Genomic DNA, 18,276 nt, shown 5'->3' on the forward strand with positions numbered 1-18,276 from the left:
CCGCGCCGGGCCGGCGGATCCGCGCGTCACTTCACGGTCACCGTGAGGACCGTCGAGACGGTGGCGCCGCTCGCCACGCGAAGTTCGTTCTTGCCCTTGAGGCCGAGCTTGACGCGCAGGCCGTAGCCTCCGGACGTGTTGGTGACCGTGGTAGCCGGAAGGGCCTTCCACGCCCCGTGCTGCTTCTGCTGCAGGGTCACCTTGCTGCCGGCCTTCAGCCCGGTGGCCTTGCCCGTGATGCGCAGCTCCTGCCACGCGCGGACGTGGGAGACGGACGCCTTCGCCGTCAGCGTGGCCGCCACTGGATTGACCGCGGCCGGCACGGGTTCGGCCGCCGCGGCCTGCGCCGGCTGCGGCTCCGGGTCGGCCCCCGCGGCGAGCGCGGCGGTGGCGGGAATCAACAGGACCGACCCGACGAGAGCGGAGACGGCGGTGGTACGCAGAAGGCTGCGACGGTTGTTTCGCATGGCGGCAGTGATCCCCTTGAGTGTCGGTCGGTACGCGTTCCTCGTCGTGCGACGAGCCGCACAATGAGGAACATAAACGTATGCACCCGACATTGCGATCACCCGGAGAGCGCGTAACGGAATCCGGCAAAATCGGTCACAGCGGCGCAACTGCCCGCCCGGTCCCCCGCGTTGCCGCTCGGCCTCGCGGTCCCGATCAGGCCCGGTCAGCGACGGACCAGGTGGGCGTGGGTCGCCGCCGTGGAACTCACCAAGTCGGTCACCCGATAGCCGTCGATGCCCTCGGCGACGTTGTCGAGCAGCCGCTCGCCCCTGCCGACAAGCAGCGGCACGACGACCAGGTGCAGTTCGTCGATGAGCCGCGCGCGCAGATACTGCTGCACGACGGCCGAACCGCCTCCGATGCGTACGTCCCTTCCCGCCGCCGCCTCGAAGGCCCGCGCGAGGACCGTCTCGACGGGCTCGTCGGTGAAGTGGAAGGTGGTTCCGCCCTCCATCGTGAGCGAGGGCCGCAGGTGATGGGTGTGCACGAACACGTCGTGGTGGTAGGGCGGGTTCTCTCCCCACCAGCCCCGCCACGACTCGTCCTGCCACGGCCCGCGCTGCGGTCCGAACATGTTGCGGCCCATGATCGTGGCACCGATGTTCTCCTCGCTGCGCTCGATGCACTCGACGTCGATCCCCGTCTTGCCTTCGGCGCGGTCGCGCATCGCCGCGACCATCCAGTCGTGCAGCCCCTCGATGTTGTCCCCGAAGGGTTCGTCCAGGCGTTGGTGGGGTCCGGCGGCGAAACCGTCCAGCGACACGGTGACGTTGTGTACGCGCACCTTCGGCATGACGTCCTCCTCCTCGGCGTTCCTGCTCTCATCATCACGTCGAACGAACAGCCTCGGGATCGACACACGCACGGAAAGGAAAATCAGACCCCCGGCTGAACGCTCTTGCCGGTCCGGCCTCGCACGAGCTCGATGAGCGAGGGGCCGCCGCACAGGCACCAGAGCGCGATGACGGGATCGCAGATGGCGCAGCCCAGCGACGAGTCGTGGGCGAAGGGGATGATCGGGTTGCCCTTGAGGTGGTGGACCAGGTCCCAGCCGGTGTGGAGCAGCCAGCCGACACCGATGAAGGTCCAGGACTCCAGGCCGCGGTAGGCGCAGTAGGTGACGGCGGCGGTGAAGACGAACTCCCAGCCCCCGAGACCGCCGCCGCTGAGGTAGGCCGCTCCCGCACCGGCCACCATGATCGCGTTGAAGCGGCGCCTGTGCGGCTCGCGGATCAGGGACATCACGAGGGCGTAGACGACGCCGATCAGGACCGGGGCGACAAACGGCATGACCTGCATGGAGTTCCTTCGGAAGGCGGTGCGCGTCCGGTCGTCGCCGGGATCGCGGGATCACCGCCGAAGTTATCCGGGACCGCGACCGCCTCCCAGTGGCATTAATGACAGGCTTCAACGGAATAGCGCCAAGCGCGCCGGCGGTCGCTCTCGCGGACCGTCACCGTCCCGCGCTCCCCCCGTGGCGCGCCCTCTCGGCGGCCAGGACGGACTCGATTCCGTGCCGCCTCTCGCCCAGAACACGACGGCTGTTGGCGGCTTCCGCCGACGGTCCGAAGCAGTCCGCAGCACGGCGCGCGGCCACAGCCGCCGCGGTGTCGGCGGTCACGAGATCGGCGTTGATCGCCGTGGCCGCCGTCATTCCGGCTGCCGCGGACACCATGACTCCCGCCACCAGGTCGGTGACGTTGCCGGCCGCCCACACCCCCGCGACGCCCGTGAACCCGGCCGCGTCCGACTCCACGTAACTCCCTACGCCCATCGGGTGGTCGACCTTCGTCAGGCCGAGTTCCGCGAGCACCGAACCGCGCGCCTCGAACCGCGGCGCCACCGCGAGGGCCCGTACCGCAATGCGCTTGCCCGAGGCCAGACGCACCCCGGAGAGCCGGTCGTCCTCGACGTCGAGACCGGCCACCTCGCCGTCGACCACCGCGATACCACGGGCGGCCAGCTGCTCCCACTGCTCCTCGGTCAGTTCGGGTGCGGTGTGCCGGAACAGGGTGACGTCCGACGACCACTGACGGAACAGCAGTGCCTGGTGCGTCGCCATCGGCCCGGTCGCCAGGACGCCGATCGGCTCGTCGCGCACCTCCCAGCCGTGGCAGTAGGGACAGTGCAGGACGTCACGGCCCCATCGCTCGCGTACGCCGGTGACGTCGGGCAGTTCATCGACGAGCCCCGTCGTCACCAGCAGCCGCCGCGCGCGATGGCTGCGCCCGCCGGCGGTCTCCACGACAAAGCGCTCGTCGACCCGCCGGACACGCGTCACCAGGTCCGACACGATCCGCCCGCCATACCCCTCGACCTCCTCCCGTCCGATCCGCAGCAGCTCTTCGGGCGCGAGTCCCTCGCTGGAGAGAAACCCGTGCACCCCGTCGGCAGGGGCGTTGCGCGGCTCCCCGGCGTCCACCACGAGCACGGAACGCCTGGCACGGGCCAAGGTCAGCGCGGCGGACAGCCCGGCCGCGCCGCCTCCGATCACCAGCACGTCCACGTCATCTCGAATGTCCGCTTCCACGTTAGCGATGTCTCGCTCGTTCGTCTTAGTCATGCGGACACCGTGCGCCCGACCGCAACGGACCGGCAAGCTTACTTGCCGTTTCGGCAAATGCGCCGTCTCGACGGCAGCGATGCCCGGGGACCCCCGGTGGCTGATCACGGGGGGGGTGGCGGGCGACGCGGTCGGGGCAGGAGCATGTTCTCGACGCGCTCCCGAACGTGAGGATCCATGCCTGTGATCTCCTTCGCCCCTGAGTCCGGCGTCTGGCTGCTGAGCACGCCGCGCACGTCGTACGCCCTGCGCATCGACGAGACGGGAGCGCCCTGCCACCTCGCGTGGGGCCCGCGGCTGACCTCGGCGGAGGCAGCGGAACTCGCCGCTGCCCCGGCCCCGCCCGCCAGCAGTTTCGAGGGGCGGCCACCGGTCGGCGAGGAACTGCCCGTCGACGGCGGGGCACGGTACGGGACCCCCTCGCTGCAAGTGCGCTTCGCCGACGGCACGCGCGCCTTCGAATGGGAGGCGTCGGGCCACCGCGTCCATGAGCCCGCTCCGGGGTCGACGGAACTGGCCCTGGAGTTCCGCGACCGCCACCACCCCCTGGAGGTCACCCTTCACTACCGCGTCCACGACGACAGCGACGTCATCGAGCGCTGGTGCGTGCTGCGCAACACCGGCGAGGAGACCATGACGCTGCTGCGCGCCGACTCCGCCGCGTGGACCCTGCCGGACAGGGACGACTACCGGCTCAGCCACGTCACGGGCCAGTGGTCCGCCGAGACGCAACTGCACCGGCAGCGACTTCCGTTGGGCGAGACGGTATTGACCAGCCGCAGGGGCATCACCAGCCACCACGCGAACCCCTGGGTGATGGTCGACGCGGGCGAGACGACCGAGGACCACGGCCAGGTCTGGAGCGCGGCCCTGGCCTGGAGCGGCAGTTGGCGCGTCACCGTGCAGCGCACTCCCGACGGCAGGGCGGGTTTCACCGGCGGCTCCGGACACGAGGGCACGGCCCAACCCCTCTCCCCCGGCGCGGAGTTCATCACCCCACGGATCGCCGGTCTGTACGCGGATGGCGGCTTCGGCGCGACGAGCCGCGCCTGGCACGCGTACGTCCTCGCCCATGTGCTGCCCCACCCCGACGAGATACGTCCGGTGCTCTACAACTCCTGGGAGGCCACCGGATTCGACGTCGACGAGGCCGGCCAGCTGGCCCTGGCGACCCGCGCGGCGGCGCTCGGCACGGAGCTCTACGTCATGGACGACGGCTGGTTCGGCGCGCGCCGCGACGAGACCGCGGGGCTCGGCGACTGGACGCCGTCACCGGACCGCTTCCCACGCGGCCTCAAACCCCTGGTGGACGAGGTGCACCGGCTCGGGATGCGCTTCGGACTGTGGGTGGAGCCCGAGATGGTCAACCCGGACAGCGAGCTCTACCGCCGGCATCCTGACTGGGTCCTGCACTTCCCGCACCGCACCCGCACCGAGTTGCGCAACCAGCTGGTGCTCAACTTCGCCCGCCGCGACGTCGCGGAGTGGGCTTATGGCTGGCTGACCCGCCTGGTGGGCGAGCACGGGATCGATTTCCTCAAGTGGGACATGAACCGACCGTTCACGGAAGCGGGTTGGCCGGGCAGCTCGGACGGTCCGGACGGCGCCGAGCGCGTCTGGACCACATACGTCCACCACCTCTACGACGTCATCGACCGCCTCCGAGCCGACCATCCCGGCCTGCGGATCGAGGCGTGCAGCGGCGGCGGGGGCCGGGTCGACCTGGGGATGCTGTCCCGCACCGACCAGGCGTGGACGTCGGACAACACCGACGCGGCGGACCGTGTCCTCATCCAGCACGGCTACGGCCAGATCTATCCGGCCCGGACGATGTCCGCCTGGGTGACCGACGTCCCCAACCAGCTGACCGCCCGTTCGGTGCCGCTCCGCTTCCGCTTCCACGTCGCCATGGCGGGAGTTCTCGGCCTCGGCGGCGACCTGACCCGCTGGTCCGAGGACGAACTGGCCGAAGGGGCAGGCCTGGTGGCCCAGTACAAGCGCGTGCGGCACCTGGTCCAGCACGGGACGCTCCACCGGCCACGCGGCCCGGTCGACGACGGCCCGACCGCGGTCCAGTACACGGCGACGAACGCCGACGAAACCCTGCTCCTGATCTGGCGTCGCACCCCACGCCACGGCACCACGACCCCACCCCTGCGCCTTGCCGACCTGGACCCCACAGCCCACTACCGCGACACCAGCACCGGAGCGGTGCATTCCGCAACGGTCCTGAGCAACTACGGACTACGGCCCGAACTCCCGCGGGGCGACTGGGCGAGTGCGGCGGTGCATCTGGTGCGGGTTTCCTGACGAGGCCTCGGGGCGTGCAGGGCAGCAGGGTTCCGCCAGGACATGCACCCGGCGGCCGTCTCCCGATGACAGGCCGCACACTTGCCCCATGACCCTCTCCCAGGACGCGAAGTCCCCCGGACGCCGATCGACTGAGCTGCGGTGGGTCGAGTCGATGGGCGGGCCGCTCATCGTGGTGCCGGTGTCGGCGCTCTCCATGTGGCATGGCTGCACCGAAGCAGGGGAGGTCCTCGGCGACCCGGGCATCGCGGACGACTACGACCGTGCCTGCGCGGTGGACGGTTACGCCGAGGTGCTCCCCGTGGATGGCGACGGTGCCAGTGCTCTCGTGCTGGGTGACGGACCCGCCATGACCTGCTATCTGCCCGAGCCCAAGGCTTTAGTGCGCTGGTTCGGCGCCGACTCCGAGGCCGGACTGCTTTCCGCCGCCGGGCAGGTGATGGAACACCCGGGTACGGAGCGGGAGGACTGCGGGGTCTGGGAGACGAGTGGCCCGACGGTACTCATGGATTCCGCGGTCTCTGGCGACGAACTGGCGATGCCGAGGCCCGAGTTGCCGGAACAAGCCCCCGTCGCCATTCTGGCGGGGCGATGGGAGGTTCAGGCGGCTCACGCCAGGACCGAAGACGCTTCGGTCGGGGTGGTCCGCCTCGTGCCTCTGTAATAGCTGGGGGCGCGGGAGCAGTTGGCAGCGCTTCAGTGTGCCGTCGGGGTCCACGGGTCCGGGCGGGCCAGCGTCTCGGCCAGCGGGAGTTCTTCCCTCACCGCGACGCTCTCACGCACCCGCAATTCGGCACGCGTGCGCGGACGGTACTTGGGCTCCTTGCCGCAGCCGCAGGCCTCTCGCCCCTCGTACCGCAGCCCGGCGCCCAGGACCACGGCCACGGCCACGACCGACCATCCGCGGACATCACGCCTACGCGGCGCAGCGAAGTCATGACCAGCGCAGATGAGGGGGCGGGTGCAGTTCGGACACGGGTACTGCTTCGGCGGATTCGCATGCCGTTTGAAGCTGACACGGCACGACGGACACGCGTAGTGCAGCTTGTAGTAGGTCATCGCGTAGAAGCACACGGGATGACCATACTGAGCCGGCCAGGCCTTCGCGCCGCCTGTCCGGCCTCTACCGCCGACAGTTGCCGCCGTCGCGGCAACCTTTTCGGGCTCGGTGTCGACCACGGGGTGAGCCGCTCATCGGAAACTCCCCGAAGGAGACGTTCCCATGAACATCCCCCGCTCCCCCATGCCTGCCGGAGCACGACTCCGGTCCCGCGTACGGAGTTCGGCGCACGCCAGGCGCCTTGCCTCGCTCGCGGGCGCCACCGGCATCGCCGCCGCGGCGGTGCTGGCCGTCCCGGGCACGGCCGCCGCTCACGGCGTGGCCATGGTGCCCGGGTCGCGCACCTACCTGTGCTACAAGGACCTCCTCGCCAACTCCTCCACCCAGATGCCGTCAAACCCCGCCTGCAAGGCGGCAGTTCAGGACGCGGGCACCACCCCGCTCTACAACTGGTTCGCCGTACTCGACTCCAACGCGGGCGGCCGCGGCGAGGGCTACGTCGAGGACGGCACCCTGTGCAGCGCGGGCGACCGCAGCCCGTACGACTTCTCCCCGTACAACGCCACCCGCACCGACTGGCCCGTCACCCATCTCACGGGCGGCTCCACCATCGAGATGAACTACAACAACTGGGCGCACCACCCCGGCACGTTCAAGGTGTACGTCACCAAGGACGGTTACGACCCGCAACAGCCGCTCGGCTGGTCCGACCTGGAGAACGTGCAGACCGTACAGAACCCGCCGCAGGAAGGCGGGCCCGGCAGCGAGGCAGGCCACTACTACTGGGACCTGCGACTGCCCGAACGTACCGGCAAGCACATCCTGTTCGTCCAGTGGATCCGCTCCGACAGTCAGGAGAACTTCTTCTCCTGCTCGGACGTGGTCTTCGACGGGGGCAACGGCGAGGTCACCGGCCTGACCGGTGGCGAACGGTCCGGTGCCGCGGTCACCGCGCTCGGCGCCGGCAAGGAGAACACCAAGCAGGCCGAGGCCGCGCACCAGGCCCACCAGGCCCATCAAGCCCACGAGAAGCATGGCGTCCATCATGAAGAGGGCGGCCACCCCTCGGCAGGGACCCGCTCCGAGGCCGACGTCGCGCCTGACATCGAGAACGCCGCCTCCGGAGCACCCACGAGTTCCCCAGGCTCCGGCCTGGTCGGCCCCCTCGCCGGCGCCGGCGCAGTGATCCTGGCCGGCGGAACCGTCCTGCGCCTACGCCACCGCAAGCCGAACACGCAGCGGTGAGTGGCGAAGGGTGAGTAGTGAGGGGTGGGCATTCCACAGCGTGAATTTCTGCCCAACCGCGCCTTACGGCGAATTGTCGCGCCCCGAATGAGCAATCAAACTCCGCTGACCAGCGGCCGCTTGAGAAACACGCTCCGGGAATCAGCGAACCCACCTCTCACACACCGCATTACAACCAACCTCAAACTCCGTCGGTCACACGTAATTGCAAGGACCACGTATGCCTCACGGAGGTTTAGTAATGCCCTCTCACCTCATCCGCCACCGGGTCGTCCGCACCGCGTCGGCGGTGACACTGGCTCTCGGTACGGGGCTGGCCGCTCCCTTCCTCCTGGCGGGCACCGCAGCTGCCGCGGCCCCGGAAGCGACTGCCGCGATCAGCGCGAGCGATCACGCGATCGTCTACACCGCCGCCGTCGGCCAGACCAACAAGGCCACGGTCACAGCGTCCCGATCCGAAGGCTCGGAAGAGATCACCTACGTGATCGACGACGTGATTGCGATCAATGCGGGCGAAGGCTGCTCCTACCCCGACAGTGCGGACCGCACCGCAGTCTCCTGCACGGTCGCCACGCTGGAGACCCAGGACCCGTACGCCACCTTGAAGTTGGCCCTCGGCGACGGCGACGACACCTTCGCCTACGACAACACCACTGACCAGACGTACTACTTCGCCTCGGCGGACCTGGGAATCGGCAAGGACACCGCGACCCACACCGGCGGCGTCGACGGCAACTCCGTCCTCGGAGGAGCGGGCGACGACGACCTGACCGTGGGTGAGGCCGGGGTGGTCCTCGGCGGGGACGGCAACGACACCATCCACGCCGCGAGCGGCAGCATCGCGCAAGGCGGCAACAACAACGACACGATCTACTCGGAAGGCGAGGAGGCCGCCGTCGACGGCGGCGCGGGCAACGACGTGATCCAGGGCGGTGCGGAGAGGCAGAACCTCTCCGGCGGCGACGGCAACGACACGATCCGCGCCGGAGCCGGCGACGACTTCGTCTACGGCGGCAAGGGCAACGACACCCTGTACGGCAACAGCGGCAACGACACGATGTACGGGAACAGCGGCGACGACAAGCTGTACGGCGGCGCAGGCCAGGACACCCTCTCCGGTGGTCCCGGCACGAACGTCGTCCGCCAGGACTGACACGTCCGCTTCTCACCGGTCAGGGCACTGCGCGATCGGCCGCGCAGTGCCCTGACAGCGGAACCCATGGGGCTTCAGCGGATCCTGTCGTAGACGAGAGCCAATGCCCCGTGCTCGCCCGCGGTCTGGCTCGCGAGCGTCCACTTCCCCGCGGGCAGGCCGTCGTCGAAAAGGCGCGGCCCGCCGCCGAGGAAGAGCGGAAAGACCGTGAGCGCCAGCCGGTCGACCTTGTCGGCCGCCAGCAGCGACCTGATGACGCTCGCGCTGGAGAGCACGAGAATGTCACCGCCTTCGGTCGACTTGAGGTCAGTGACCACCTCGGCGGCCGGTTTGTCGACGATCGTCGTCCGCTCCCACGGAACCTCGCCCAGGGTGGAGGAGAGGACGACCTTGTCCGTTTCGACGAGCCACTTGGCGAAGGCCTCGTCACGCGGGTCGGCGCCCTCCATGCCGATGACTGTGGGCCAGAAGCCAAGAAAACCCTCGGCGTTGACCCGCCCCAGCAGGGTCGTCGTCGCCGTCTCCCAAAGGCCGGTCAGGTGGTCGCGGGCGACGTCGGTATGGGCGTACGGCATCACCCAGCTCATGTCCAGCGGGTTGCCCGGCGCGGCGTAGTGGCCGTCGAGGGAGAGGGCCATGTTCGTGACGACGCGACGGCCCGCGTTCCGCTCTGCCTGCTGTGTCTGCTCTGCCTGCTGTGTCTGCCCTGTCTGCTCTGTCACTTCGTGCTCCTTGAGTCGATGGTGGCGTCCGAGGCGTGAGTGCCGTGCGGGTCCGCGGCGAGGGTCGCGGCGAGCTTGTCGAGGCTCTGGCCGAAGCCGATCTCGATCCCTGCGATGAAGTCGGCGGAGTCGACCGTGCTGTCGGTGATCCGCCAGTGGACGTCGAGGTGCGTTCCGGTACCGGCACCAGCGCTGGCGCCCGTGTCGGTGCCGGTGGGGGTCAGGCCGAGATCGACGTGGGCGGTGAAAGCGAGGCCGCCGTCGGGAAGGAGTGGGGAGAGCCGGTAGGCGAGGTGCTCGCCTACGCGTGCGTCGACGACGGCTCCCTCCGCGCGCCCGACGACCACGTCGGAGCCGTCGGCGTCCTCGGCGTCGCGGTACTCGTGGACGATCCGCCCGCCCGGCCGCGCCTCGAAGAGGAGCTCCGAGACGCGGAGATCGTCGGGTGTCCACCACCGGGAGAGCAGATCGGGTTCGGTCAGGTGGCGCCAGACCAGCTCGGGGCCTCCGGCCAGCGACCGGCTGAACCTGAACGAGCGACCGTCGGCCCACCCCGCATCGCGCGCGGCGACCCGCTCAGCATGGAGGCTCGCCCCGTAGGCGTCGAAGGTCGCCCGCGTGCCGCCCTCATGGCCGACGGTGTCAGCGGTGTCGGCGATGCGGTTGAGCGCAGCCGCCAGGTCGCGCAGGGCAGCGGACTTGAGGGCGTAGACGCGGCGCTGGCCCGTGCGCCGGGAGGTGACGACACCGGCGCGCTCAAGGACTTGCAGGTGCTTGGTCGTCTGCGGCTGACGCGCCTCGGCGAGCTGGGCGAGCACGCCCACGGAACGGGGCCGCTCGGCCAGCAGCGTCACGAGCCGCCACCGAGCCGGGTCGGCAAGAGCGGAGAGGAGTGCGTCCATGGCGAGAAGTATTCCTCACAGCGAATATTCGTGTCAAGGAATATGTAGACCCTGGTTAGTGATGCGCTCCACCGCTTGGCGCGTCAGCTCACGACCGCGCGCCATCACACCGCCCTCCCCGTCGCCGTCGCCGTCCAAGGCTCGGTGCAGCGTGAGCCCCTCGATGAGCGCGTCGAGTTGCCGGGCCGTGTCCGGGTCGAAGTGCCGTTCCAGCAGACGCCGACTGCCGCGCATCCACGCCTGGGTCAACTTCCGGTACTCCGGGCGCCGGGCGGCGAGGGTGTAGAGCTCCTGCGTGAGGATCAGGTCACGCCGAGGCCCTTCCGAGAGCGCGTGGATGAGGTCGGTGACGGCCTCACGCGCCTCCTCGGGGCTGTCGGCGTGGTCCAAGTGCCGCGCGAAGACGGCCACGATGTGGTCGGCGAAGAGCGTGAAGGCTTCGCGGAGCAGGTCGTCGATGCCGGTGAAGTGGTACGTCATCGAGCCGAGCGGAACCGCGGCACGCGTGGCGATCTTGCGGTGGGAGACACCGGCGACGCCTTCGTCGGCGATGTGGGCGAGAGTGGCGGCGAGGATGCGCTCGCGCCGCCGGGGGTCTGCGTGACCGGTGGCCATCGTGAGGGCCTCTAGAGACTGCGGACGGGACGGGCGGGATTACCGACGGCGACGACATCGGCGGGTACGTCCTTCGTGACGACTGCACCGGCACCGATGACGCTGTTGTCCCCGATCGTCACGCCGGGGCAGACGATGACGCCACCGCCGAGCCAGACGTTGTTCCCGATGGTGATGGGGAGCGCGGCCTCCAGCTTGTCGCGCCGCGGCTGCGGCTCCACGGGGTGGGTGGGGGTGAGGAGTTGGACGTTGGGGCCGATCTGGCAGTCCTCGCCGATGGTGATGCGGGCGACGTCCAGCGCGGTGAGGTGGTAGTTCACGAAGGTGCGGGCGCCGATGGAGATGTTGCTGCCGTAGTCGACGTACAGCGGCGGCCGCACTTCCACGCCCTCGCCCACCGAGGCAAGCAACTCGGCCAGAACCGCCCGAGCTTCGCCCGCGTCGTCGAGGAACACGGACTGATAGCGGGCAGCGAGCCGCATGGCGTGCTGTTGCCTGCGAGCGATGTCGAGGTCGTCGGCGATGTAGAGGTCGCCCGCGAGCATGCGTTCCAGGTTCGTGCGCGGGTCGTCAGCGAAGTAGTCCGTCGGCATGCGTACGATCGTACACTCAGGAAGGTACGAACGTACGCTCCGCATTCTGCTGGCGTTCATGGTCTTGGCTCATGGGCTTGCCCATGCGGGGTATTCGGTAGCGGCTGCGGTATCCGTCGATTCCGAGGAGGTACGTTCCATGCGCGCCTTCAAGCGCTGGCTCGACCAGAGTCTGGCCGCTCAAGCGGTCCTGATCTTTGTTCTGGGTGTGGGGGTCACCGCTCTGTTCCGCCCGGACGAGCATCCGGTCGTGTGGATCATCCAGGCCATGCTCTACACCGCCGTCGCGATGACGGTCGTGGCCGTGCAGCGCCGCAAGGCCGGCCGGGCGGCCGGTACCGACGCGCGGGGAGTCACCGAGCTCCACCGCAAGATCCGGCATCGCGAGGTTCCGAGCGAGCCCCAGGAGCGGGCTTCCATGCGGCGGCTCGTCGCCGAGCAGTTGGGACAGATGGAACGGGCCGGCAAATGGCTGCCGTTCTTGCTGGGCTTCATCGTGTTCATCGCCGTCGCCATGCTCGGTCTCGGGGCGGCCACCGGCTCGTTGGTCACTCCGCTGATCCTCGCGGTCGGCCTGATCGGGTTCTGTGGCTGGGTCCTCTGGATGCGTCGCCGCTCCCTCGACCGCTTTCGCTACATGCGCTCCTCCTTGCAGAGCTAGGGCGCACGGGCGGCGACCCTTTCACAGGGCGATGGGCCGGGGGCGGGCGACTCCGGCGAAACCCTCTGGGATAACGTCCCTCTCCTTTGGTCAAGTTGCCTTGGACTGACTGCTTTACGCAGGTGAGAGGGACGTCGTGCAGGTGCAGGTACGTGGGTGGGGTGCCCGGCGGTGGGTCACCTTCGGGGCGATCGCGCTCGGATCGGTGTTCACCGTCCTCGGGGTGGCCCTGGCGGGAATGTCCATCTCGTTCCTGAAGGACGCCGAGCGGGCCAAGGGCACGGTGGTGGCGCTGGAATGGCGCAGCGACAGCAGCGGCACGTCCCGCAAGAACCAGGGGAACGACAGTCCCGCGGCCTACCCGGTGGTCGAATACGTCTCGTCGGACGGCATTCCGAGAACGTTCCAGAGCTCGATGGGCTCCAACCCGCCCTCGTACGACCGGGGTGAGCAGGTCGAGGTGCTGTACCGCGCCGACGCCCCCGAGGACGCTCGCATCAACGGGTTCGTCTCCCTGTGGCTGCTGCCGCTGATCTTCGGCGGGATCGGCCTGGTGATCGCCGGCATCGGTACGGCTGTCGCGGTGGCGGGGCGAAGGCGTCCCTAGGCGCGGCCCGGTACCCCTCGACAGCTCGCCCCCTCAGGCCCTCAGGCCCTCAGGCCCTCAGGCCCTCAGGCCCTCAGGCCCTCAGGCCCTCAGGCCCTCAGGCCCTCAGGCCCTCAGGCCCTCAGACCCTCAGGCCCTCAAGTTTCACGCCGCGACGCCACAACGTCGCGCGATCGCCTTGAGGCGTTCCAGTTCGCGTCCCGCCGCCGCGGGGTGGGCAAGGTCCAGGGCCATCGCGGCGCGGGCGCTGATGTAGAGGATGTCCTGGCGGGTGGCCTCGTCGAGGCCGGGGGCAGCCTGGAGGTCGCGGCATGTGACCGAGAGGAAGAGGTCAACGTGGTCGAGGCGATCCCGCAGTTCCAGAGGAAGCACCTGTTTCAGCGTGTCCTTCGCGTAGTCGCGCGTCTGCCGGTCCGCCTCGCAGGGGCGAGGCCGCGAAGGAGCCCAGGGGAGGGCGGCTGCGCGGGCATCCTCGTACATGTCCGCCACCAGGGCGCGTGCGGTGGCGAGTTCGCCCTCCGCGGCCGAGGTGCGGGCTGAGTCCAGCATGGAGCGCAGTCGGGCACGCACCTGGTGGTCCTCCCCCGTCCGGGCGTCCAGATACCCGGACCACACGTCGAACACTTTGCTCAACTCGGCGTCCAGCATGACCTCGTACGCGTCCGGCACTCCGCCGCCTCTCCGATCGGACCGCCCCGTGTGGGCGGCGGCGTCACGATAGGACGGATGGCGGCTCCATCGCTTGTGATTTATCCGAGGAATCGCCCGCCCGTACGATTCATTGCCGGTTGTACGAACCATTGCCGTACACGCCTCGACACGTATTCGATTCTGCCCCGTGAGCGCTCCTCGCCGGGGACCTTTCCTGCGCCCGAGCAGATTCCCGTCCCCCGGCGCCGTGAGTAAACTGTGGCGGAAACCGGCATGTGATTGCCGGAAACCTACTTCGCATATCCGCTCGCCGACTGATCGGCCGGGAAAGACCGACGCGCAAGATCCTGACCGCTTGCTCCGCCCCCGGCCCCGGCCTCGGGTCGCAGACACCCGACCAACCACCAGCGGCTGAAACTGTCTCTCGCCGATGAGACTGCTCCGGCCATGCGCTCTGCCGCCGCCACCGGTACGAGTGCTGGGTGAAGCCCCAATGTTTGGCCCCACTACGCAAGGCAGATCATGCGGAAAGGTTCCACTCGCACCTGGTCCGAGGCCGACCCGCCACGGCTCAGCGTGCGAGTCCTGGCGGCCGCCGACGACAGTGGCACGCTCACCTTCGAACTGGCCGGTGAACTCGATGTGCTCAGCGTCAACTTGCTGTGCGATCTGGCCATCACCCACGTGGAGGATGGTCACCGGCATTTACACCTGGATGCGAGAGACGTGGCCTGGTGTGACAACGGCAGCCTTTACATGCTTCTCGGACTGCGGCATGCGCTGGAGACCGCTCAGGGCAGTCTCGGCTTGATCGCGATCAGCGCCCCCGTCGAGCAAGTGATCATGCGTAACGAACACAGCCTGCACTTGCACCTGCACCCTCGGCACGCTCCACCGTGCTGCTCCGCCGCCGCGACCATTCACTTGAGATAGTCGTGCGACGCCTCCCTGACACCAGCAAGAAGATCAGGGCATAGGTGAAGCGCTCGGTCACGACCGCTCGGTCGAACTGGGCGGTGAATCTTTCCGCGTCGGAGGGTTCCAGGTATCCGCGAGAAGCAGCGGTACGAGCCCAACTCCTCAGCCCCATCACGTTGTCGACGGCCGTGGGGTTCCGGACGACCAGCGTCCGGGCCTCCACCATGACGTCCGCAATCCGCAATCCGCGAGCGGCGAGCGGCGAGCGGCGAGCGGCGAGCATGATGGCGCGTGGTCCGCCCTGGAGGCAGGATCGTGCTCTCCGACCCCGACTACACGACCCGGTATCTCGGGACAGAGTGTCGACGAGTTCAGCCGGGTGGGGCTGACTGTCGACTGCCGTGAAGGCGTGGGGAATGTGACGGTGGCCCCCATGGAACGAACGTAGACGATCGTGTCCTTGAGTCGTCCAGCCCCCCGTTCCTCCAGCCCTCTAGACCTCCAGCCCTCCAACCCTCCGGACCAGCCGTTTCACTGCCGAGGAGTACACCCATGAGCACTCCGCCCTCCCCCGCGGGCGCTCCCCAGCTGCAGCGACGGTTCGGGGTGGGAGACGCGGTGGTGATCGGCCTCGGATCGATGATCGGGGCGGGCATCTTCGCCGCGTTCGCCCCGGCTGCCCGCGCCGCGGGCTCGGGGCTGCTCGTCGGCCTCGCCGTCGCCGCGGTGGTCGCGTACTGCAACGCCACCTCATCGGCTCGGCTCGCGGCCCGCTACCCCGCTTCGGGAGGGACCTACGTCTACGGCCGCGAGCGGCTCGGCGAGTTCTGGGGGTACCTCGCCGGCTGGGGATTCGTCATCGGCAAGACCGCCTCCTGCGCGGCCATGGCCCTCACTGTCGGTGCCTACGCCTGGCCCGGTCATGAAAGGCCCGTCGCCATCGCCGCCGTGGTGGCATTGACCGCCGTCAACTACGTGGGAATTCAGAAGACCGTCTGGCTGACCCGCGGCGTCGTCGCCCTCGTCCTCGCGGTCCTCGCCGCCGTCGTGGCCGTCTCCTGCACGAGTGGCACAGCCGATGTCAGCCGCCTGAAGCTGGGCGGGGACGCCGGGGTGGGCGGCGTGCTGGAGGCTGCCGGACTGTTGTTCTTCGCCTTCGCCGGTTACGCGCGCATCGCCACCCTCGGCGAGGAGGTGCGTGATCCGCGCCGCACCATTCCCCGTGCGATCCCCCTCGCCCTGGGCATCACACTCTCGGTGTACGTCGCGGTCGCCGTCGCCGTCCTGGTCGTACTCGGTCCCGGCGGCCTTGCCGAGACCACCGCCCCGCTCACGGACACGGTGCGCGCGGCGGGAGTGCCCGAACTGGCGCCGGTGGTGCGTGCCGGTGCCGCCGTCGCCGCGCTCGGTGCCCTGCTCGCGCTGATCCTCGGCATCTCGCGAACCACCCTGGCGATGGCCCGCGACCACCACCTGCCGCACGCGCTGGCAGCCGTCCACCCGCGGTTCCACGTCCCCCACCGGGCCGAACTCGCCGTCGGTGCGGTCGTGGTGACCCTCGTGGCCCTCACCGACCTGCGAGGAGCGATCGGCTTCTCCTCCTTCGGGGTGCTCGCGTACTACGCCATCGCCAACGCCGCCGCCTGGACCCTGACGCCCTCCGAAGGCCGCCCCCCTCGCGCCGTCCCCGCCATCGGCCTGGCCGGCTGCCTGGTCCTCGCCCTCAGCCTCCCGCTGTCCTCGGTCATCTCCGGCGCCACCGTCCTGGCGGTCGGGGCGGTCGCCTACTTCGTACGCCGGAGGGTCGCGGGGCACCGGTCTCGCTGATCGGCGCTGAAGTACACGCCGAGCGGGAAGCGGACCGGTCAGCCGACACGGCCGGTGCGGCGAGCGCGGGACAGAATCCTGCCGCTGACGACGATGGCTATGAGCGCGATCACCAAAGCCAAGGCGGCCCTGCCTCGGCCGTTGCCGATGCCGATGCGTCCTGCGGACTGGGCCCACCCTCATCGGCGGCGACCGCGACCTGCACGGCTGCGGGTGTAGCGAGTCGGTCCGCATCAGCTACGTCCCCGACACCCTGTCCATACAGGTCGACGACGGCAAGGCCGAGCCGGGCGCCGCCCCGGTGCCCGGCGTCGGGCTGCTCGGCATGCGTGAGCGCGTCACCGCCCTCGGCGGCCGCCTGCGCGCGGACCCACGTACCGGGGGCGGCTTCACCGTCCGGGCCGAGGCAGCCAACGGCAAGGAGGTTCTGGCCCTGGCCCGGGAGCACCTGCCCGACCTCGCCCTTGTCGACATCTCGAAAAGGACATCGTGCCGGAGGACTCCCTGCGGCAGCCGCGCGGCACAACAGTCGGCCCCGGCCTCGATGAACTGACCACGAAGAGATCGCGGCTGCCATGGTGATCAGCCCGCTGACACGGTCTCTTTCCGGTCACCGGCGCGTCGGGGTGTTGGCGCGCAGGAGTGCGGCGCCCAGGGGTGTGAGGGTGTGCAGCACGGATTGGGCGTTTCGGTGGCTGACGATGAAGCCGGCGTCCCGCAGGGCTGTGGCGTGCTGGCTGGCGGACGACGCCGAGACTCCGGCGGCATGGGCGAGTTCGCCGGTGGTGGCCCCCACTGTGGTTGCCCGGAAGACGGCGGTGCGGGTGCGGCCGAGGAGAGCCGCGAGGGGCGCACCCGTGCCGAAGTCCTGTGGGAGAGCGGATCGGTGGGGCTCGTGGTTGAGCGCGTAGATCAGCACGGGTTTCAGGGCCGTGTCGCCGAAGGTGACCGGGTTTCCCCAGCAGAAGTAGGACGGGATCAGGAAGAGCCCCCGGCCGTTGAGGTGCAGGGCGCGCTCTTCGGGATAGACCGTGTGCAGGACGGGGCGCCGCCATTGCAGGGCCGGGCCCAGGTTCCGGAGGATTCCCTCGGTTCCGTGGTCGACGACGCCGCGGGCCCGCGCTTGCCGTTCGGCTTCGATACGGGCCTGGATGCGGTCGTCGTAGGGGGCGATCACCGTGTTGTAGTAGGCCCGCATCGCCTGGACCAGCTCCTTGCGGACGTCCGGCTCCGCCAGGCGAGCGCCCCAGGCAGGCGCCCCGCTCGTACGGTCGAGGATGTGCAGCTCGTGCAGGACACGGCGCGGCGGCGTGCTCAGGATGGCTTCCAGGCCCGCGTCGAGTCCTTCGGCCCCCTCCGGTGGGGTGAGGAAGTCGGGGAAGTACGCGGCCCGCGGGACCAGGGGCAGCAGGAGGGTGCGCAGGGTGCGGCTGAATCCGGTCGCGTGCAGTCGGGTGCGGGCGGTGCGATGCCAGTCGGCGTAGGCCCACCGGCCGTGGCGGGTCTGGAACCGGTGCAGGCTCGCGCAGATCTCCCACAGAGGATCGGGTCCGGCCGCGACACGTGTCCGGCCGAGGTCAGCATCGGTGAAGTGGATACGGAGCATTCGCTTCCCCCTTGTGGCCTGCCCTGCTCGGGCAGAACCGAAAGCTCTGACCGGTCATGCTCGCGTCAGTGCTGCCCGAGTTCAAAGCGGCGCGGGGGCATTGGCCCGACGATCCCGACCGCCGGCCCGCTTGTCTGTCACCCGCTGGACCGCCGGACCGCCGACCCGTCTGCGCGCCGGCACGCCGACCGTCGCCCGGTGAAAATCGCGTGCCTCCGAGATTTGTGCGCGTTATCCTCGGCCGCATGAACGTCACTGGCCTCTTCACCACCGCGACCGCGCGAGCGCCCAGCTCGCCGGTTGCCGCCGCCTGACGTAATTCCCCTTTTCCAC

The 18,276-nt window shown here is 69.5% G+C and carries 19 protein-coding genes and 2 pseudogenes; 9 read left to right on the forward strand and 12 right to left on the reverse strand.

Features of this window, described 5'->3' with window-relative positions:
* Positions 1-26 precede the first annotated feature (26 nt).
* From AB0I66_RS02550 to AB0I66_RS02565, 4 genes are all read right to left on the reverse strand, one after another.
* Complete coding sequence (locus tag AB0I66_RS02550) at positions 27-467, reverse strand: hypothetical protein (protein WP_363205826.1); 441 nt, start codon at positions 465-467, stop codon at positions 27-29.
* 206 nt (positions 468-673) lie between these two features.
* Positions 674-1,303, reverse strand: coding sequence for a dihydrofolate reductase family protein (locus AB0I66_RS02555; RefSeq protein WP_363205827.1), 630 nt, complete (start codon positions 1,301-1,303; stop codon positions 674-676).
* An 83-nt stretch (positions 1,304-1,386) separates the two neighbouring features.
* Complete coding sequence (locus tag AB0I66_RS02560) at positions 1,387-1,800, reverse strand: DUF6010 family protein (RefSeq protein WP_363205828.1); 414 nt, start codon at positions 1,798-1,800, stop codon at positions 1,387-1,389.
* 163 nt (positions 1,801-1,963) lie between these two features.
* Complete coding sequence (locus tag AB0I66_RS02565) at positions 1,964-3,073, reverse strand: NAD(P)/FAD-dependent oxidoreductase (protein WP_363205829.1); 1,110 nt, start codon at positions 3,071-3,073, stop codon at positions 1,964-1,966.
* A 177-nt stretch (positions 3,074-3,250) separates the two neighbouring features.
* On the opposite strand from AB0I66_RS02565, the gene AB0I66_RS02570 reads away from it, so the two are divergent.
* Together AB0I66_RS02570 and AB0I66_RS02575 are read left to right on the forward strand one after the other, a co-directional pair.
* Complete coding sequence (locus AB0I66_RS02570) at positions 3,251-5,383, forward strand: alpha-galactosidase (RefSeq protein ID WP_363205830.1); 2,133 nt, start codon at positions 3,251-3,253, stop codon at positions 5,381-5,383.
* A gap of 88 nt (positions 5,384-5,471) precedes the next feature.
* Positions 5,472-6,047, forward strand: coding sequence for an Imm21 family immunity protein (locus AB0I66_RS02575; protein WP_363205831.1), 576 nt, complete (start codon positions 5,472-5,474; stop codon positions 6,045-6,047).
* Positions 6,048-6,079: 32 nt separating this feature from the next.
* Here the strand turns inward: AB0I66_RS02575 and AB0I66_RS02580 are convergent, their stop codons facing one another.
* On the reverse strand, positions 6,080-6,274 hold the full coding sequence (locus AB0I66_RS02580) for a hypothetical protein (protein ID WP_363205832.1): 195 nt from the start codon (positions 6,272-6,274) through the stop codon (positions 6,080-6,082).
* 352 nt (positions 6,275-6,626) lie between these two features.
* Between AB0I66_RS02580 and AB0I66_RS02585 the strand changes: the two genes are divergently transcribed.
* Complete coding sequence (locus AB0I66_RS02585) at positions 6,627-7,688, forward strand: lytic polysaccharide monooxygenase (protein ID WP_363206654.1); 1,062 nt, start codon at positions 6,627-6,629, stop codon at positions 7,686-7,688.
* Between the two features lie 241 nt (positions 7,689-7,929).
* The gene (locus AB0I66_RS02590) at positions 7,930-8,841 is read left to right on the forward strand and encodes a calcium-binding protein (RefSeq protein WP_363205833.1); all 912 of its coding nucleotides are present in this window, start codon (positions 7,930-7,932) and stop codon (positions 8,839-8,841) included.
* A 74-nt stretch (positions 8,842-8,915) separates the two neighbouring features.
* Here AB0I66_RS02590 and AB0I66_RS02595 read toward each other — a convergent pair whose 3' ends face one another.
* From AB0I66_RS02595 to AB0I66_RS02610, 4 genes are all read right to left on the reverse strand, one after another.
* Positions 8,916-9,479, reverse strand: coding sequence for a dihydrofolate reductase family protein (locus AB0I66_RS02595; protein WP_363206655.1), 564 nt, complete (start codon positions 9,477-9,479; stop codon positions 8,916-8,918).
* Between the two features lie 80 nt (positions 9,480-9,559).
* The gene (locus AB0I66_RS02600; RefSeq protein WP_363205834.1) at positions 9,560-10,465 is read right to left on the reverse strand and encodes a metalloregulator ArsR/SmtB family transcription factor; all 906 of its coding nucleotides are present in this window, start codon (positions 10,463-10,465) and stop codon (positions 9,560-9,562) included.
* 33 nt (positions 10,466-10,498) lie between these two features.
* Positions 10,499-11,080 (reverse strand): TetR family transcriptional regulator, encoded by a 582-nt coding sequence (locus tag AB0I66_RS02605; RefSeq protein ID WP_363205835.1) that lies wholly within the window; start codon positions 11,078-11,080, stop codon positions 10,499-10,501.
* An 11-nt stretch (positions 11,081-11,091) separates the two neighbouring features.
* Positions 11,092-11,673 carry a sugar O-acetyltransferase gene (locus AB0I66_RS02610; RefSeq protein WP_363205836.1) on the reverse strand — a complete coding sequence of 194 codons (582 nt, stop codon included), beginning with the start codon at positions 11,671-11,673 and terminating at the stop codon, positions 11,092-11,094.
* 139 nt (positions 11,674-11,812) lie between these two features.
* Here AB0I66_RS02610 and AB0I66_RS02615 point away from each other — a divergent pair, with 139 nt between their 5' ends.
* Positions 11,813-12,334 carry a hypothetical protein gene (locus AB0I66_RS02615; RefSeq protein ID WP_363205837.1) on the forward strand — a complete coding sequence of 174 codons (522 nt, stop codon included), beginning with the start codon at positions 11,813-11,815 and terminating at the stop codon, positions 12,332-12,334.
* Between the two features lie 136 nt (positions 12,335-12,470).
* Positions 12,471-12,941 carry a DUF3592 domain-containing protein gene (locus AB0I66_RS02620; protein WP_363205838.1) on the forward strand — a complete coding sequence of 157 codons (471 nt, stop codon included), beginning with the start codon at positions 12,471-12,473 and terminating at the stop codon, positions 12,939-12,941.
* 144 nt (positions 12,942-13,085) lie between these two features.
* Here the strand turns inward: AB0I66_RS02620 and AB0I66_RS02625 are convergent, their stop codons facing one another.
* Complete coding sequence (locus AB0I66_RS02625) at positions 13,086-13,610, reverse strand: hypothetical protein (RefSeq protein ID WP_363205839.1); 525 nt, start codon at positions 13,608-13,610, stop codon at positions 13,086-13,088.
* Positions 13,611-14,114: 504 nt separating this feature from the next.
* Between AB0I66_RS02625 and AB0I66_RS02630 the strand changes: the two genes are divergently transcribed.
* Both AB0I66_RS02630 and AB0I66_RS02635 read left to right on the forward strand, forming a co-directional pair.
* Entirely contained in the window at positions 14,115-14,525 is a 411-nt protein-coding gene (locus AB0I66_RS02630; RefSeq protein WP_363205840.1) for an STAS domain-containing protein, read from the forward strand.
* A 537-nt stretch (positions 14,526-15,062) separates the two neighbouring features.
* On the forward strand, positions 15,063-16,337 hold the full coding sequence (locus tag AB0I66_RS02635; RefSeq protein WP_363205841.1) for an APC family permease: 1,275 nt from the start codon (positions 15,063-15,065) through the stop codon (positions 16,335-16,337).
* Between the two features lie 38 nt (positions 16,338-16,375).
* On the opposite strand, the pseudogene AB0I66_RS02640 reads toward AB0I66_RS02635, so the two are convergent.
* Positions 16,376-16,498 (reverse strand): annotated as a pseudogene (locus tag AB0I66_RS02640) (hypothetical protein); the annotation flags it as partial.
* Positions 16,499-16,554: 56 nt separating this feature from the next.
* Here AB0I66_RS02640 and AB0I66_RS02645 point away from each other — a divergent pair.
* Positions 16,555-16,743, forward strand: a pseudogene (locus AB0I66_RS02645) (sensor histidine kinase); the annotation flags it as partial.
* A gap of 204 nt (positions 16,744-16,947) precedes the next feature.
* Here the strand turns inward: AB0I66_RS02645 and AB0I66_RS02650 are convergent.
* Positions 16,948-17,943 (reverse strand): ArsR family transcriptional regulator, encoded by a 996-nt coding sequence (locus AB0I66_RS02650; RefSeq protein WP_363205842.1) that lies wholly within the window; start codon positions 17,941-17,943, stop codon positions 16,948-16,950.
* Positions 17,944-18,276 lie beyond the last annotated feature (333 nt).

The organism is Streptomyces sp. NPDC050439 (genome assembly GCF_040655335.1).
In the GTDB taxonomy this organism is placed as follows: Bacteria; Actinomycetota; Actinomycetes; order Streptomycetales; family Streptomycetaceae; genus Streptomyces.

Excerpts from the sequence above, each read along its gene's own strand:
- AB0I66_RS02550 (WP_363205826.1), bottom strand. The coding sequence starts at position 467 with ATGCGAAACAACCGTCGCAGCCTTCTGCGTACCACCGCCGTCTCCGCT.
- AB0I66_RS02555 (WP_363205827.1), bottom strand. The coding sequence starts at position 1,303 with ATGCCGAAGGTGCGCGTACACAACGTCACCGTGTCGCTGGACGGTTTC.
- AB0I66_RS02560 (WP_363205828.1), bottom strand. The coding sequence starts at position 1,800 with ATGCCGTTTGTCGCCCCGGTCCTGATCGGCGTCGTCTACGCCCTCGTG.
- AB0I66_RS02565 (WP_363205829.1), bottom strand. The coding sequence starts at position 3,073 with ATGACTAAGACGAACGAGCGAGACATCGCTAACGTGGAAGCGGACATT.
- AB0I66_RS02570 (WP_363205830.1), top strand. The coding sequence starts at position 3,251 with ATGCCTGTGATCTCCTTCGCCCCTGAGTCCGGCGTCTGGCTGCTGAGC.
- AB0I66_RS02575 (WP_363205831.1), top strand. The coding sequence starts at position 5,472 with ATGACCCTCTCCCAGGACGCGAAGTCCCCCGGACGCCGATCGACTGAG.
- AB0I66_RS02585 (WP_363206654.1), top strand. The coding sequence starts at position 6,627 with ATGCCTGCCGGAGCACGACTCCGGTCCCGCGTACGGAGTTCGGCGCAC.
- AB0I66_RS02590 (WP_363205833.1), top strand. The coding sequence starts at position 7,930 with ATGCCCTCTCACCTCATCCGCCACCGGGTCGTCCGCACCGCGTCGGCG.
- AB0I66_RS02595 (WP_363206655.1), bottom strand. The coding sequence starts at position 9,479 with ATGGCCCTCTCCCTCGACGGCCACTACGCCGCGCCGGGCAACCCGCTG.
- AB0I66_RS02600 (WP_363205834.1), bottom strand. The coding sequence starts at position 10,465 with ATGGACGCACTCCTCTCCGCTCTTGCCGACCCGGCTCGGTGGCGGCTC.
- AB0I66_RS02605 (WP_363205835.1), bottom strand. The coding sequence starts at position 11,080 with ATGGCCACCGGTCACGCAGACCCCCGGCGGCGCGAGCGCATCCTCGCC.
- AB0I66_RS02610 (WP_363205836.1), bottom strand. The coding sequence starts at position 11,673 with ATGCCGACGGACTACTTCGCTGACGACCCGCGCACGAACCTGGAACGC.
- AB0I66_RS02615 (WP_363205837.1), top strand. The coding sequence starts at position 11,813 with ATGCGCGCCTTCAAGCGCTGGCTCGACCAGAGTCTGGCCGCTCAAGCG.
- AB0I66_RS02630 (WP_363205840.1), top strand. The coding sequence starts at position 14,115 with ATGCGGAAAGGTTCCACTCGCACCTGGTCCGAGGCCGACCCGCCACGG.
- AB0I66_RS02635 (WP_363205841.1), top strand. The coding sequence starts at position 15,063 with ATGAGCACTCCGCCCTCCCCCGCGGGCGCTCCCCAGCTGCAGCGACGG.
- AB0I66_RS02650 (WP_363205842.1), bottom strand. The coding sequence starts at position 17,943 with ATGCTCCGTATCCACTTCACCGATGCTGACCTCGGCCGGACACGTGTC.